At 45.6% G+C, this 14265-nt stretch carries 13 protein-coding genes; 9 read left to right on the top strand and 4 right to left on the bottom strand.

Translation table 11 applies throughout. The features are described from left to right. The first annotated feature begins 95 nt into the window (after positions 1-95). The 5 genes from cysT (at position 96) to MKY52_RS03050 (ending at position 5063) form a co-directional block, all read left to right on the top strand. Positions 96-911 carry a sulfate ABC transporter permease subunit CysT gene (gene cysT / locus MKY52_RS03070; RefSeq protein WP_341049751.1) on the top strand — a complete coding sequence of 272 codons (816 nt, stop codon included), beginning with the start codon at positions 96-98 and terminating at the stop codon, positions 909-911. Next, entirely contained in the window at positions 908-1705 is a 798-nt protein-coding gene (locus MKY52_RS03065; protein WP_076284087.1) for a sulfate ABC transporter permease subunit, read from the top strand. Before cysT ends, MKY52_RS03065 begins: the two co-directional genes overlap by 4 nt. 1 nt (position 1706) lies before the next feature. Further along, on the top strand, positions 1707-2771 hold the full coding sequence (locus tag MKY52_RS03060) for a sulfate/molybdate ABC transporter ATP-binding protein (protein WP_042124940.1): 1065 nt from the start codon (positions 1707-1709) through the stop codon (positions 2769-2771). A gap of 224 nt (positions 2772-2995) precedes the next feature. After that, positions 2996-4063: a sulfate ABC transporter substrate-binding protein gene (locus tag MKY52_RS03055; RefSeq protein WP_149645169.1), complete on the top strand. Its 1068-nt coding sequence runs from the start codon at positions 2996-2998 to the stop codon at positions 4061-4063. Positions 4064-4271: 208 nt separating this feature from the next. Then, positions 4272-5063: an MBL fold metallo-hydrolase gene (locus MKY52_RS03050; protein WP_341049747.1), complete on the top strand. Its 792-nt coding sequence runs from the start codon at positions 4272-4274 to the stop codon at positions 5061-5063. A gap of 29 nt (positions 5064-5092) precedes the next feature. Here MKY52_RS03050 and MKY52_RS03045 read toward each other — a convergent pair whose 3' ends face one another. Next, entirely contained in the window at positions 5093-6310 is a 1218-nt protein-coding gene (locus MKY52_RS03045) for a sugar efflux transporter (protein WP_341049746.1), read from the bottom strand. A gap of 283 nt (positions 6311-6593) precedes the next feature. Here MKY52_RS03045 and MKY52_RS03040 point away from each other — a divergent pair, with 283 nt between their 5' ends. Further along, entirely contained in the window at positions 6594-8393 is a 1800-nt protein-coding gene (locus MKY52_RS03040) for an ABC transporter ATP-binding protein (RefSeq protein ID WP_341049745.1), read from the top strand. 279 nt (positions 8394-8672) lie between these two features. Here MKY52_RS03040 and MKY52_RS03035 read toward each other — a convergent pair whose 3' ends face one another. Continuing rightward, positions 8673-9476, bottom strand: coding sequence for a Cof-type HAD-IIB family hydrolase (locus MKY52_RS03035; RefSeq protein ID WP_341049743.1), 804 nt, complete (start codon positions 9474-9476; stop codon positions 8673-8675). 12 nt (positions 9477-9488) lie between these two features. Continuing rightward, the gene (locus MKY52_RS03030) at positions 9489-10436 is read right to left on the bottom strand and encodes a DMT family transporter (RefSeq protein WP_341049741.1); all 948 of its coding nucleotides are present in this window, start codon (positions 10434-10436) and stop codon (positions 9489-9491) included. A 228-nt stretch (positions 10437-10664) separates the two neighbouring features. Here MKY52_RS03030 and MKY52_RS03025 point away from each other — a divergent pair, with 228 nt between their 5' ends. Then, positions 10665-11378 carry a metal-dependent hydrolase gene (locus tag MKY52_RS03025; protein ID WP_341049739.1) on the top strand — a complete coding sequence of 238 codons (714 nt, stop codon included), beginning with the start codon at positions 10665-10667 and terminating at the stop codon, positions 11376-11378. A gap of 83 nt (positions 11379-11461) precedes the next feature. Here MKY52_RS03025 and MKY52_RS03020 read toward each other — a convergent pair whose 3' ends face one another. Beyond that, complete coding sequence (locus MKY52_RS03020; RefSeq protein WP_149645164.1) at positions 11462-12463, bottom strand: lipoate--protein ligase; 1002 nt, start codon at positions 12461-12463, stop codon at positions 11462-11464. 281 nt (positions 12464-12744) lie between these two features. On the opposite strand from MKY52_RS03020, the gene MKY52_RS03015 reads away from it, so the two are divergent. Continuing rightward, positions 12745-13329, top strand: coding sequence for a TetR/AcrR family transcriptional regulator (locus MKY52_RS03015; RefSeq protein WP_339269333.1), 585 nt, complete (start codon positions 12745-12747; stop codon positions 13327-13329). A gap of 7 nt (positions 13330-13336) precedes the next feature. Continuing rightward, positions 13337-14083, top strand: coding sequence for a type I methionyl aminopeptidase (gene map, locus MKY52_RS03010; protein ID WP_341049737.1), 747 nt, complete (start codon positions 13337-13339; stop codon positions 14081-14083). The last annotated feature ends 182 nt before the right edge of the window (positions 14084-14265 follow it).

The raw sequence follows: 14265 nt of genomic DNA, 5'->3' as shown, positions 1-14265 counted from the left end.
GTAATAATATAAAACCAAGTATATAAATAGGAATAATTAATGGAGATGTTGGTTAGTATACCGACCGGTTATCCGGAGGTGGGAGGGCAAAATCATTGAATTCGCTGCTTAGACACAAAGGTTGGATTTGGGGTTTCCGAACTACAATTTTGCTCTATTTTGTAGTATTGATTGTGTTGCCTATACTTGGGGTCTATTACAACTCTTTTTCACTGGGTTTCGGTAATTTTGTGGAAAGCATAAGCGACCCGATTGCCTGGAAGTCGGTGCTGTTAACCTTAAAGCTGGCGATCATCGCTACTTTAATTAATGTCTTTTTAGGAACAATGATTGCCTGGGTTCTTATTCGTTATCAATTCATTGGTAAAGCATTGCTTAATAGTCTTGTGGATTTACCATTTGCACTACCGACGGCAGTTGGTGGTTTGATGATTTTGCTCTTGCTCGGACCTGGTAGTCTTATCGGCAAGGCTGCAGAAGCGCTTGGTTTTGAAATTGTTTTTCATCAACCGGCAATCGTAATTGCTATGGTCTTCGTAACCTTTCCCTTCGTGATTCGAGCGGTTCAGCCCTTGCTGGAGGAACTTGATCCTTCCGAAGAGGAAGCGGCATATACAATGGGTGCCAAGGGAACTAAAGTCTTCTGGCATGTTATTCTCCCCTCTATGGCTCCTGGGATGATCAGCGGTGGAATGCTCGCCTTCTCGCGGGCGCTTGCTGAATTCGGCGCTGTAGTCCTCGTAGCAGGCAATATTCCAGGTCGTACACTCGTATCTTCTGTTTTTATTTTTGGTGAAGTTGAAAGTGATAATCCGGTTTCCGCAGCAGCGGTTTCTGTCATTCTCTTGACCTTATCTTTTCTCATTCTTTGGCTCATTAATATGCTGCAGATGCGGGGGAGACGCTCATGAGAAAATTGTGGATCGTACTCACCTACTTGGTATTTTTTCTGCTAATCGCTGCACCGCTAGGGAAAATGGCTATAGGTGCTTTTAGTGAAGGATTTGGTGGTTTCTGGAATGCTCTGACTAGGCCTGAAGCGCTGCATGCGCTTATGATGACTGGGCTTGTTGTGATCGTAGTTACGTTATTAAATACGTTGTTCGGAATTATGATGGCGCTGTATCTTGTCCGGGCGAACTGGATAAATAGACGTCTAAAGGGCTTGCTTAACAGTATTGTTGATTTGCCTTATGCTGTGTCCCCTGTCATTGGCGGGCTGATGATTGTCCTGCTGCTGGGTCCGGATAGCGCCTTGGGTGCGATTTTTGAAGGGATTGGGCTGAAGATCGTCTATGCGATTCCCGGAATGATCATTGCTACCTTGTTCGTAACCTTTCCTTTAATGGTGCGTGAGGTAATGCCGGTGCTTCAGGAGATTGGTTCACAGCAGGAGGAAGCTGCTTCTACACTGGGCGCTCGTGGCTGGACAATTTTTTGGAAGGTGACTTGGCCTTCGATTCGTTGGGCGGTTGTGTATGGGGTCATCCTTACGGTGGCTCGTTCACTAGGTGAGTTCGGGGCAGTGCTCGTGGTCTCGGGTAACATTATGAACAAAACCCAGACGGCGACGACGCTAGTCTATCAGGATGTTGAGAATTTTAATGTAACGGCTGCTGGAGGAATAGCGCTAGTTCTGGCTGCATTTTCCGCAGGTCTACTGTTATTGATGGAATGGACCAAGAGAAGAAAGGAAGTGCAGTAATATGCATGTTGAAGTGCGGGGATTAAATAAGCATTTTGGAGATTTTCATGCGGTCAAGGACGTCAATTTCACCATTACAAAAGGTCATCTGATCGGACTGCTCGGCCCGAGTGGTGGCGGTAAAACTTCGATTCTTCGTATGCTCGCAGGGCTGGAGACACCGGATAATGGGGAGATCATTTTTCATGGTCAGACAGTTAACAATCTTCCTCCTCAAGAGCGCGGGATCGGCTTCGTGTTTCAGAACTATGCATTATTTAAGCACATGACTGTTTTTGATAATATTGCTTTTGGATTAAAAGTTAAAAAGGCCAGCAAAACTGCCATTCGTGACCGTGTTATGGAACTGGTGGAGCTTACGGGATTAAAAGGCTTCGAGAAGCGTTATCCGCATCAGCTATCTGGTGGACAACGCCAGCGTGTGGCCTTTGCTCGTGCACTCGCGCCTGAACCACAGCTATTACTCTTAGATGAGCCATTCGCAGCTATTGATGCGAAGATCCGTCAGGAGCTTCGCGCTTGGCTACGTGAGCTGATTGAGCGTGTTGGCATCACTTCCATCTTCGTAACGCATGACCAAGACGAAGCGATTGAAGTCGCGGACGAGATTATGATCATCAACCAAGGGCAGTTGGAACAAAAGGGTACACCTTGGGATATTTATAAGGAGCCTAAAACACCATTTGTGGCAACTTTTATCGGGGAGTCGACACTGATTGAAGATGCTTCTGAGGTGAAAGGCTTTAAAGGCGCTGGAGACGGTAAGCCTACCAAAGCACTGATTCGTCCTGAGTATATTGAAGTTGGTAACCTGCATGAGTTCAAGATGGCTTCAGCTACGGAAAAAGGCGTCGTAAAGCATCTGCATTTCCGTGGAAGTGAATGGCTCGTTGAGGTTGAAGTTAATGGTCATAAACTGGTCACTTACCGTTCTTTGGAGAAAGAAACATTGCAGCCGGGACAGGATATCTCAGTCCTTGTGCACCGCGCCTACTTGTTTAATGATGAGCGAAGTTGGATCCAGGAGAACAACCTGAAAGAAGATCCGATGCCGATATTTATTTAATATAAAAATAAATAAAATGATTTTCAATTTTTTTGAAGAGTAGCGAATGTGATGAGAAAGGATTAGAGGAACTGATGTGAAGGTATGAAGTAATGAAGTGGAAGTCCAAACATTCTGCGTAATTACGGCAAATACCGAACGTTGGTTACTTGAATTTTAAGTTCAGCCAAAGAGCTACTTTCAAGGAAATATTAAAATCATTATCTCGAAGGATGTGGGCCGCAATGAATTTCAAAAGGAGCAGACAACTGCACGGATGTTTTGCTGCCCTAATGCTGGCCATACTCACGCTGGCAGCAGTCGGTTGTGGGAATGAGAAGGCGATTACGACGATGGCAGATCCTTCGAAGCAAGGGGATGTTACGCTGGTCGTTGGCGCATACAGTGTAGCTAAGGATGCGATGGAAGATATTTTGCCGTTATTTGCAGCGCAGTGGAAAGCGGATACTGGACAGGAGATTAGTTTTCAGCAGTCTTATGAAGCTTCTGGAACACAGGCACGTGCAATCGTAGGCGGGTTCGAAGCGGATGTTACACTGCTAGCCATGGAAGGTGATGTCGAGAAACTGGTTAAGGCTGGACTCGTAGCGCCAACGTGGAAAGAGCAGGGGGAACAAGGCATGGTGACACGTTCGGTAGTCGCACTTGGTACCCGTGAGGGAAACCCCAAAGGAATTCACGATTTTGCGGACTTAGCCAAGCCAGGGATTAAAGTGTTATACCCAAATCCCAAAACATCCGGTGGTGCGCAGTGGGATATTAACGCGATCTATGGGGCTGGTCTGAAGCTGTCAGAGGAGCAAGAGGGCGTTAAGGATCCAGCAGCAGCGAAAGCTTTTTTAGAAAGTGTACATGCCAATGTGGAGTCTTTGGATAAGAGCGGACGTGCATCTATGGCTGCCTTCGAGTATGGAGTGGGTGATGTCATTGTCACCTATGAGAATGAACTGCTGGCCCGGATTGCTCAGGGTGTTAAATATGAAGTCATTATTCCTAAAAATACAATGCTGATTGAGAACCCAGCGGCTGTCGTAGAGAAGTATGCGGATAAGCATGGGACACGCGCGGCAGCAGAAGCATTAGTTGATTTCTTGATGACCCCACAGGCACAAGAGATCTTTGCAAAATATGGCTTTCGTCCCGTAGATAAACAGGTCTATGCGGAGAACAAAAGCCGCTACCCCGATCCAGCGGGTCTCTTCGATATCAATTATTTAGGGGGCTGGGATGAGGTGCGAAGCACGCTTTATTCCAAGCGGGGAATTTGGTATCAGGTACTTGCAGGAATATAGGTAGAGGTGTAAAAATAGAGTCATCCTAGCAGGGCTACTGCTTAAGGGATGACTTTTTTGACGAAAGTATATATTTGGGGCCCCCGCAAAGTACCTGGGTACGCATCGAAGCAAAGCTTCACTTGTGGGGATATTTTGGTGAGCATCTTTAAGATAGACATATGATAATTTAAGACTTCCTTGATGGGAATTGAAGGAGAGATAGATTATGGATACGTTGGTGTTTTTGGGTACTGGGGATGCCATGGGTGTTCCACGGATATATTGCAGCTGCGAGACCTGCACAGAAGCAAGGGAGTATGGGAGCAATACAAGGCTGCGTTCGTCTGTACTTATAGATAATGGCATTGACTTTCTAGTGATTGATTGTGGGCCAGATTGGCGACGTCAGATGGAGGCGCAGGGAGTTCGGAAAATGCGTAGACTGCTGGTGACGCATGCTCATTTTGATCATATTGGTGGGCTACCGGAATGGGCAGATGCTTGTCGATGGACGGGCATTAAGGGTGAACTTTATACTCCAGCAGAAGTTATTCCTATTATCGAGCGGCAATACCCTTGGCTGCGAAATCACATCGAGATGATTCCCTGTGATGAAGGGATAGAACTGGACGGCTGGAAGATAGATACCTGGAAAGTAAACCATGGTAAGAATGGATATTCGTACGCCTTTCGGCTAGAGAAGGAGGGTTATACATGGGTGTATTGTCCTGATTCCATATCTCTTGGGGCTGAGGAGACACGCCTGATGCATGGAGCCGACCTGCTGGTCCTTGGTACAAGCTTCTATTACGAAGCAGCGGAGCTATCCACTCGTTCTGTGTACGACATGACGGAGGCAGCGGAGCTACTGCAAATCGTGAAGCCTAAAAAGGCAGTGTATACCCATATGTCGCATGATGTGGATATGAGAGAAGCATATATTTTACCGGAGAATGTTACTCTAGCCCAGACAGGTATGAGAATTCCAATATACAAAAACCCATTCTCTTCACTGTAGAAGAGAATGGGGAAGTAGAAATAAACGGATTAAACAGTTAATTGTTCTGGTTCATTTAAAGGGTGACGTCCGCTTACCGCGAGCATGACTAAGGAAACAATGATGAGTATAAAACAGAGCACAAATGAATACCGGTAACCTACAATACTGGCTATGCCCCCGCCAACAAGACTCCCAATCAATCTACCGATCGTGGATGAATTAGAATAAAGCGTGGATGCATACCCAGGCATGTTTGGGAGCAGATCCTGGATGTAGCTAATGCCAATCGCTGATATCACAGCAACGAAAACAGCTAGTAGAACTTGGGCTGCAAGCATCTGCCACATCTCGCCTGAGAAAATGACAACGAGATAATATGCTCCTCCTAAAATGGCCCCACACATCATCAAGGCTCGGTTACTGTACTTCGCACTGAGTAGACCGAGCATAATCATAAATGGAATTTCCAGCGCAGCACATATACTGCTGACTAGACCGACATCACTTGTCGATCCCCCTAGATTATTTGTAATAAAGAGGGCCGTATTGATGCTGCTCGTCCAGTGAGCTACATACATGAGTATCAGAATCAGAAAAGGAAGCAGAATATTGCGGTTCTGACTGAGCCGGAAAGTTTTCACTTTTACTTCAGCCTTGTTGCTGCTCAGCTCTGTATCTGAATTTGATTTGAGAAAGAAGAAAACGAGTAAGGCAACAAGCAGGAATACTCCGATCGTACCCGTGAAAATCCCCTTAAACCCAACAGCAGCGATTAGCAGGGTGCCGATTAAAGGACCTGTAATAAAGCCAAGAGAGAAAGCAGAACGCAAGGTAGAATTAGCAAACGCAGTATCCGTAAAATTGCTCTTATTCACTGCTTCTCTAGCAATGGCGAACAATTGAGGCATCCCTGGTGCACCGAGGGCGGTGAACACAATCATGTAGATGAACAAGATCGTGAAATCCTGAATGAGCAAGTACCCGCTATAAGCCAGCGCATTACAGAGTGTGGCAACAAGGTAAATGTTTTTTCGATTTAAGCCGAGGTCAGAGCGTCTTCCGATTAGTGTACTGATCCATATTCCGGCAATTAACGTGGTGGCTAGAAAAACACCAAACAATCCGACAGATACGCCAAGCTGTTCCGTGAAATAAATGGATAAGAAGGGTGAACTGAGTGAAATCCCCATTCCCTGAAGTAGCATACATAAAAAGAGTAAGGCATAAGAGGGAATTGAAAATAGTGCAGTAAGTCCTTTGATCATGTTGTGAAGTTACTCCTCTATTTTTGCTAAGATAGTCAAACTGGTTCTAGTATACATGAAAAAGACAGCAACAATATATATGCGATTTGGCTATGGGGCATCACTCGGGTAAATCTCAGCCTGTTGATGTCCCTTTTGTGATATCTATTGCATTCGGTATTCAGAATCATGTTTATACTTTATAATCAGAAAGTATTGCCGTCTTATATTTACATATATAGAATAATTATCAACGATAGGAAGGGAGTAATAAGTAGCTAATAGGGGAGAGGGCTGATTTTTTTTGAAGCAGAAAGGTGTTTTCTCAAGATTAAGTACATACATGTTAAGGCACAAGCTCTTATATACGGTTTTATTATTTACGACTTTATTTGGGATTGTTCTGGATTTAACGATTGCTTGGCTGCTCTCAGTAATTACGGATGCGGCGGTTAGACTTGATGTGAAAGCTTTTAAAGGGCTGGTTATATTCGGATTAATCTACTTATTAGTGAGTGCAATCAACGGTTTTTTCGATCGCTATCTCAAAAATAAAATCTCAGCCAAGATCAGAAATGAACTGCGGCTAGATATGATGCGACATGCTTTAGCTCTTCCACAGTCTTATTTTGACCGTAATCACTCCGGAGATTTGTTGTCCCGCTTTACTAATGATAATCAATCTGTGGGTAATGCTACCGGCGAGGTAATGATTGATTTAATCCGTAACCCTTTGCTTGCTCTCGCGGCTTTTGGTTATTTGCTCTATATTAACTGGCTACTGGCATTGATCTGTTTTGCAATGGGGCCTTTGATGTTCCTTACGGGAAAAATCTTCGGTTCAGCGATGCGTGAGAACAGTGTGAAGATTCAGACCAATATGAGCAAGATTACTTCCTTTTTACATGACATTCTAGGCAGTAGTATGGTGTTTAAATCCTTTAGCATTGAACGCAGACTAATGAAGCAATATCAGGAACATAGTGAGAATATCACTTCCGAAGAATTAAAACGGGGAAGAATAGAGGGAGCTACTGGCTCATTCTCCTCTTTTTTGGGAAACTTTACGTTTCTTCTGGCGCTGGTCGTGGCTGGTTATTTTGTGGCAAAAGGATCACTTGAGGTCGGTGCGATGATTGCTTTCATCCAGCTCATGAATTATTTAGTGATGCCGTTCTCGGCATTGCCAGGACTGATCAATTCGATGCAGCAATCACTTGGGGCGGCGGGGCGGATCTTTGAAGTGTTGGATAGCCCTGTAGAAGTGGAGGCTTTACCCGAAGCAGTTAAGAAGCAGCCTGAATTTGAGCGTATGGTCATGTCCTCAGTATCCTTCTCTTATCCGGGTGCGGAGAGACGTAGTTTGAACAAAATCAGCTTAGAGCTTCACAAAGGGGCTCAAATGGCAATTGTGGGACCGAGCGGTGGAGGGAAATCTACACTTTTTAAGGTACTCCTTGGGTTGTATGAACCTGATGAGGGTGAAGTATTTATAAATAATGAGAAGACAAGCGAGATGAGTTTAGCTAAACTTAGGAGTCACTTCTCTTATGTGCCGCAAGAGTCCGGGCTTTATACAGGAAGTATCCGTGATAATATCCGAAATGGAAATCCAGATGCAGATGAGCATGAAATTTTGGAAGCTTTGCGACAAGCGAACGCTTATGATTTTGTAATGGAGTTGCCGGAGGGCCTCGATACAGATATCGGTGAGGAAGGTTCACGCCTGTCCGGTGGACAACGCCAGCGACTATCGATTGCGAGAGCGATTCTTAGGAACTCTCCAATTTTGTTGCTGGATGAAGCTACTGCTGCGCTTGATAATGAATCGGAGAAGCTGGTGCAGCAAGCGATTCGTAAATTAATGGGAGACAAAACCACACTCGTTATCGCTCACCGTCTATCAACGATTCAGAACGCTGATGTCATTCTAGTGATGGAGAACAGTGAAATTGTGGAGAGTGGTACCCACGAGGAGCTACTTGCAGCAGAAGGAAGATATCATGATTTGTACTATTCTCAGCTGGAAGAGGAAGAGGCTGGGGAGGGTGAGCAAGAGGCATTAGAGTTTGCATCTACAGGAGTACCGAGCTTGCTGAAATAACAAAAGGGTGTTGCAACGTCATAAAATATGGCGTAGCAACACCCTTTTCTTAAAAAAGTGAATTTATATAGATTGAACTTAAGAACTTGAGGTAAAGGAAGGAGCAATGGAGGGGAAAGTTTGTAACTGTAGGAGCGTAAGCGATCGCCTTTAGGTTTGAATTTCTACCGTTGACAACGGTTTAAATCATGAAATTCAAACCTAACAGCGACCGTAAGTCCAAATATTCACCGTAGTTGCAACTGAACTTTATCACTAAAACTATTAAGTTCAGCCGATTTAGTTCACTTTATTGAGAATGAATTTATCAATCGCGTATTTTACGCCATCTTCATTGTTGCTCAGGGTTACGAAATCAGCAATTTCTTTCAGTGCAGGAATAGCGTTCGCCATAGCAACGCCAAGACCGGCAGCTTCCAGCATCTCATGGTCGTTCCAAGAGTCACCCATAGCCATAGTCTCGGAGAGATCACAACCAAAATGATTGGCTAGGAATTCAAGCGCAATTCCCTTGGTTCCTTCATGATGCATGATTTCTAGGAATTGTGGTTTGGATTTGGTAATATGCACGGAATCGCCGAGCAATTCACGTAGAATTGGAGCCAGCTCATCCAAGAATGCAGGATCATCGATAATCAGCATTTTTGGTGTTCTTTGTGGTACAAGCTTCTCCCAATCTGGTTCAATATAATATGGCGTTTTGTTCAGGTCTGTATAATCTTTGATCTTCTGGTTGTCTTCACGGGCATACAGCTTGTCGTCAATGTAAGTTTGCAAATGCAGATTATGCTCCACGCAGTAAGTGAACAGCTTGTGTACCGCATCTTGTGGCACGTAACGCTCATATAGTACCTTTTCATCGAGCAAGTTCTTAACGAGTGCGCCTTGGTAAGTGATGATTGGCACGTTAAGTCCAGTTTGACGGGCAATGGCTTGTGCAGAAGCATAAGCTCGGCCTGTAGCAAGGGTTACAACAACGCCAGCGGCTACAGCCTCTTCAAGCGCAGTCTGTGTAGCGGGTGTTACTTCCTTGTCATCGTTAATTAGAGTGTCATCAATATCAATCGCGATCAATTTGTACATTTGTCTCTCTCCTTATCTCTTTCTAAATAAATGTAATTTGGAAAAATAATTCTTCTTATGTTGATTCTGACTCGGTTCCGGGCTCAGCTCTGCCATAAGCATAGCTCCCAGAATACAACCACAACCGAGCAGAGCGGACATACCAAGCGTTTCTCCGCCAAAGGCTAAGCCTGTCAGAACAGCGAATACAGGTTCTGTGGCATAAATAATGGCTACCCGGGAAGGCGTAGTGTACTTCTGGCAAGCGGTTTGAATCCAGAAAGCAAAAGCGCTGGTAGGACCGATAGAGATTAAAAGTGCCCAGAGAACGTCCGGGTCCTTGATAAGCTCTGCGCTGTGTGCCAGCGGTGCAGCTCCTTCAAAGATAAGCGAAGCGACAATGCTCAACAGTCCAACGAAGGCGAGCTGCAAGGTTGCCAGCGGCAACGCCGGATAATGAGGTGCATAAACGCCAGTAAATGCGACTTGTAGCGCAAAAGCTATGGCGCAGAGCAAGATCAAAGCATCGCCTTTATTCAGGGACAAAGCAGAGCCGGTGAAGGTTAGCAGATAAAGACCTACTGCGGCAAGCGCCGCGCTGAACCAAGTGTAACGTGAAATGGCATGCTTTAGTAGCGCCAGAGAGAGAAACGGAACCAATACGACCGATAGACCGGTAATAAACCCGGTATTGGAGGTGGTTGTATATAGAAGTCCCATGGTCTGGAAACCATAGCCCATAAACAAAAAAAGGCCTAGCAGCAGAGAATCACGTACCATGCGGAAACTTAGCTGTTTCCACTCCTTGCGGTAAAAAATAAAAGTGATTAGAGCCAGCAACAGGGCAGCACCTGTAAAGCGGATGCTGTTAAACGCGAGTGGAGGGAGCACTTTGACAGCATTTTGAACAATCAGAAAGGTGCATCCCCACATCATCGCCACAAGTAGCAGGCTGAAATCGGCCATACGGGAACGCTTCACTTCTTAGGTCATCCTCTCTTCGGCAAATGCCGTCCTTGTAAGAACGACAAGGTCAAGTTGTCCAAATTGTATCGTATATTCATGGGGAGGACAAGATGGGAATCGCTCAAAGGCTTATATTTAAAGGGATTTAAGGGATTAGGCTAGACAAAAAAACAGGGTCTTGATATACTTCGATAACCGCACATTTGTTCTTGTTTTTGCATCTTAGAAAGGAGCGGTTTCACCATGATGGGCAGATCCCATTTAATAATCAGCACTGGGGTTACCCTATCTGTAATGAGTTTGATGTCACACGAGATTACGATTCCAGTTATTGCAGTCGCAGCGTTAAGCTCTTTGCTGCCTGATATCGATGAACCGAATTCGCTGCTTGTGCGCAAGGCGATTCCAGAATTTCTATTAAGAGCGCTGCAAATTGCTTTGATAGGCGCAGCGATCTATCTCTATTTTGCCGGAATCGTGGAAGGTCCTTGGAATATTGTGCTTGCACTGCTAGTCGGAAGTGTATCTTTCCTGCCTAGTCGAAAGCTGCGCCATTTGGTCATGATCTTGATTGCCATAGCACTCTTTGCGTTCGGGGAAGCCTATGATCCATGGAACTACATTGCAGCGTGCGTGCTTGTAGTCTCATCGGTTGTTCCTCATCGTGGACTGACACATACCTTGTATGGAGTCGCGGGCTGGAGCGCCTTATTGTATTTTGCCTCAGCGGGTATAAATGATGGTGGCAGTCTGTGGATAGCTGGCGGTATGTCGTATGCACTTCATCTACTGGCAGACTCCCTTACTCAAAGAGGAATTACACCATTGCCGCCAATACCCTTTAAGCTGCGTCTAAAGCTAATGAGTACAGGCACGAAAAAAGGTGGAGCCGTAGAGAACATCTGCATCATGCTGACTCTAGCGTTCGTTGTCTATGTATTTATACTTTCTCCTTGAACTAAAATGAATATGAAAGGGGGCTTGTCTATTCTTTACGCAAATTGCGCATAGGATAAGCAAGCCCCTTTATTTTTGTGTAACTATTCCTCTAAGAAAACCAGTCCGATAAAGTCCTCCGGCTCAATACGTCCGAAGTAATGCTTCAAATCCAGATCAGCTAATGCTTCTCTAACCTCTGCCTCATTATAACGTTTGCCACGAAGTGCATTTTCAACATCTACTACGTCACCAACCCCAAAGAAGTCACCATAGATTTTGATGTCCTTAATGAGGGAATCCTCAATATCCATACGAATATCAATAATTCCAGCAGGGAATTTACGTGTGTGTTTGACGTTGCTTTTTGGAGACAGACCGTAGTTCCAGTCCCAGTTCTGGTAGTGCTCTTTGGAAATTTCGTGGATTTTGTCCCAGTCGGCTTGTTGCAGCTTATACTGAGGGACCTCGGATGGCTCCATGCCAAAGATCGAACGTAGGAGACCCGAGCGGAACTCTTCAATGGTCATGTCTGTACCTAGCAGCTCTTTGATGTTGGCTACGCGACTACGTACGGATTTGGTGCTCTTCGATTTGAACTTCTCTGGATTTACTTTTAGTGAGGCTTGTACATTGTCCAAATTGAGATCAAACATCAGTGTGCCATGGCTGAACATGCGTCCACGTGTGGAGAATTGAGCGTTGCCGGAAATTTTTTGTTCGCCGACTTGAAGATCATTCCGTCCACTAAGCTCAGCGTTTACACCCATGCTTTGTAAGTAGTCGATCACCGGCTGGGTGAATTTCAGGAAGTTATGGAAGGATTGGCCGTCGTCCTTAGTAATGAAGCTGAAGTTCAAATTTCCGAGATCGTGATAGACCGCTCCACCGCCGGACAAACGCCGCACAACCTTAATATCATTCTCTTTAACATATTCCTGATTGATTTCTTCAATCGTATTTTGATGTTTACCGATGATGATAGATGGGCTGTTAATATAAAAAAGCAGGTAACTCTCGTCCATCGGCAAGTGTTTCAGCGCATATTCCTCAATCGCCAAATTGATGGAAGCGTCAGTAATCCCTGTGTTATCAATAAAAATCATAGTGAATTCCTCCGTTGCAGCAAAATTGATTACAGTTCTCATTTTAAACCAAAAGCAGTTTTTTAACAAAAGAGATCGCTTCGTGTTTCGGTGGAAATAAAGTATTAGACTGGATTCGTTGAATGAATGCGATTTTTAAATTGAAGAATTTCCAGCACCCTGTCTTATTGTTCAGTACTTCTTATTATCGAACATCAACAAATCTTTTGCATTTCTCCAGCCCATGGGTTACTATTTTTATATTGACAAATTTGCAGGTCTAAATAAGGAGGTTATACGCTATGTGCCCCCGTACCAAAGAACAAAATGAGCTCATACGCATACAGCGCAAAGAACAGATCCTGGACGTCGCCGCTCGCTCCTACTTTCGCACGGGCGGCAGCTTTGATATTCGCGACGTCGCCCGCGAGGCAGGTCTTGGTTACGGCACAGTATACCATTATTATCCCAACCGGCATTTATTAATAGAAGATGTATTAGAAAGCGGCTTTGAGCGATGTGAGCAAGTTATCGCCAAATGGGCGAACATCAGCGGCAGCCCACCGGATGACAGGCAGTTGTTGATGTATTGTAAAGCGCTGCTCCAGCTGTGGCAGTCGGACGCCCGCGCATATCTCGTCTACAAAATGGCGGCGGAACATTATGTAGGCTTGTCTGAAAGGGATCGACACCACGCCAAGAGACGGTTTATGGAACGCCTGTACGTTCCACTCCAATCGATCGCCCAGTGCGAAGACGACAGCGTCGACCATATGCTTGCCGTGCTGGTCGGTTGCTGTGGGCTGCACTACTATGCGAGCAATTCTGATCTGAACGTCGATCGAATCGCCCGACTCGCTATCCAAGCTATTACGAAGGGGTCCTGATACGAACATGGTCATTTTAAAAAGCAAGCATGAAATTGAGGCTATCCGCAAGGCATGCCAAGTGGTGGCTGAATGTCATCGTACAATCGCCCCGCTTATCAAACCGGGTATTACCACCAACGAGATTGAGCGCATATTCGAGGACATTATGTTGAAGCACGGCGCAAAGCCATACCAGAAAGGCTATAGGGGCTATCAATATGCGACCTGTGCCTCCACCAACGATGTAATCGCGCATGGCTTCCCTAGCAATAAGCCACTTGAGGAAGGTGATATCGTGACGATCGACACGGTCGCTGAGCTCGATGGCTGGCTCGGCGATTCGGCCTGGAGTTATGCGGTCGGGCAGATCTCGCCGATGGCCGAGAAGTTGATGCGTGTCACGAAGGAATGTCTTGACCTGGGCATCGAGCAGGCTCAGCCCGGCAATCGACTCGGCGACGTGACGAGCGCGATTCAGCGGCATGCGGAATCACACGGTTTCGGCGTCGTGCGCGACCTTCTCGCTCATGGCATCGGCCGCGACCTGCACGAGGAGCCGACTTATATGCATGTCGGCAAGCCTGGAAAAGGCCCCCGTATCAAGGAAGGTATGGTATTCACGATTGAGCCCATGATCACCGAAGGTACCTACTTCATGACAATCGATCCGGACGGCTGGACCGCACGGACGATGGATAACAAGCTCGCCGCGCAATACGAGCATACGATCGCCATCACGGCTGAAGGTCCTCAAATTTTGACCGCGCAATAGAAAAATTAGAGAAAAAATTAGAGGTCGACCAACGAAATGGTCGACTTCTTTTTTTCGTATTCGGCATAGCATCTTTCTTTATTCGTACAGGTGATCATGTAAACGATATCCCGTTTCCATCTTCAAGCCGAAGCGGGTTCGGGACTGCGTGACCATAGATCTGATGAGGCTGCCAGTCTAGA

Origin of the sequence: Paenibacillus sp. FSL P4-0184 (assembly GCF_038004625.1) — a bacterium.
In the GTDB taxonomy this organism is placed as follows: Bacteria; Bacillota; Bacilli; order Paenibacillales; family Paenibacillaceae; genus Paenibacillus_AQ.
This window is presented reverse-complemented; position numbering and strand designations above follow the sequence as displayed.

Coding starts and splice junctions, on each gene's coding strand:
- MKY52_RS03065 (WP_076284087.1), top strand. CDS start 908: ATGAGAAAATTGTGGATCGTACTCACCTACTTGGTATTTTTTCTGCTA.
- MKY52_RS03060 (WP_042124940.1), top strand. CDS start 1,707: ATGCATGTTGAAGTGCGGGGATTAAATAAGCATTTTGGAGATTTTCAT.
- MKY52_RS03055 (WP_149645169.1), top strand. CDS start 2,996: ATGAATTTCAAAAGGAGCAGACAACTGCACGGATGTTTTGCTGCCCTA.
- MKY52_RS03050 (WP_341049747.1), top strand. CDS start 4,272: ATGGATACGTTGGTGTTTTTGGGTACTGGGGATGCCATGGGTGTTCCA.
- MKY52_RS03045 (WP_341049746.1), bottom strand. CDS start 6,310: ATGATCAAAGGACTTACTGCACTATTTTCAATTCCCTCTTATGCCTTA.
- MKY52_RS03035 (WP_341049743.1), bottom strand. CDS start 9,476: ATGTACAAATTGATCGCGATTGATATTGATGACACTCTAATTAACGAT.
- MKY52_RS03025 (WP_341049739.1), top strand. CDS start 10,665: ATGATGGGCAGATCCCATTTAATAATCAGCACTGGGGTTACCCTATCT.
- MKY52_RS03020 (WP_149645164.1), bottom strand. CDS start 12,463: ATGATTTTTATTGATAACACAGGGATTACTGACGCTTCCATCAATTTG.
- MKY52_RS03015 (WP_339269333.1), top strand. CDS start 12,745: ATGTGCCCCCGTACCAAAGAACAAAATGAGCTCATACGCATACAGCGC.
- map (WP_341049737.1), top strand. CDS start 13,337: ATGGTCATTTTAAAAAGCAAGCATGAAATTGAGGCTATCCGCAAGGCA.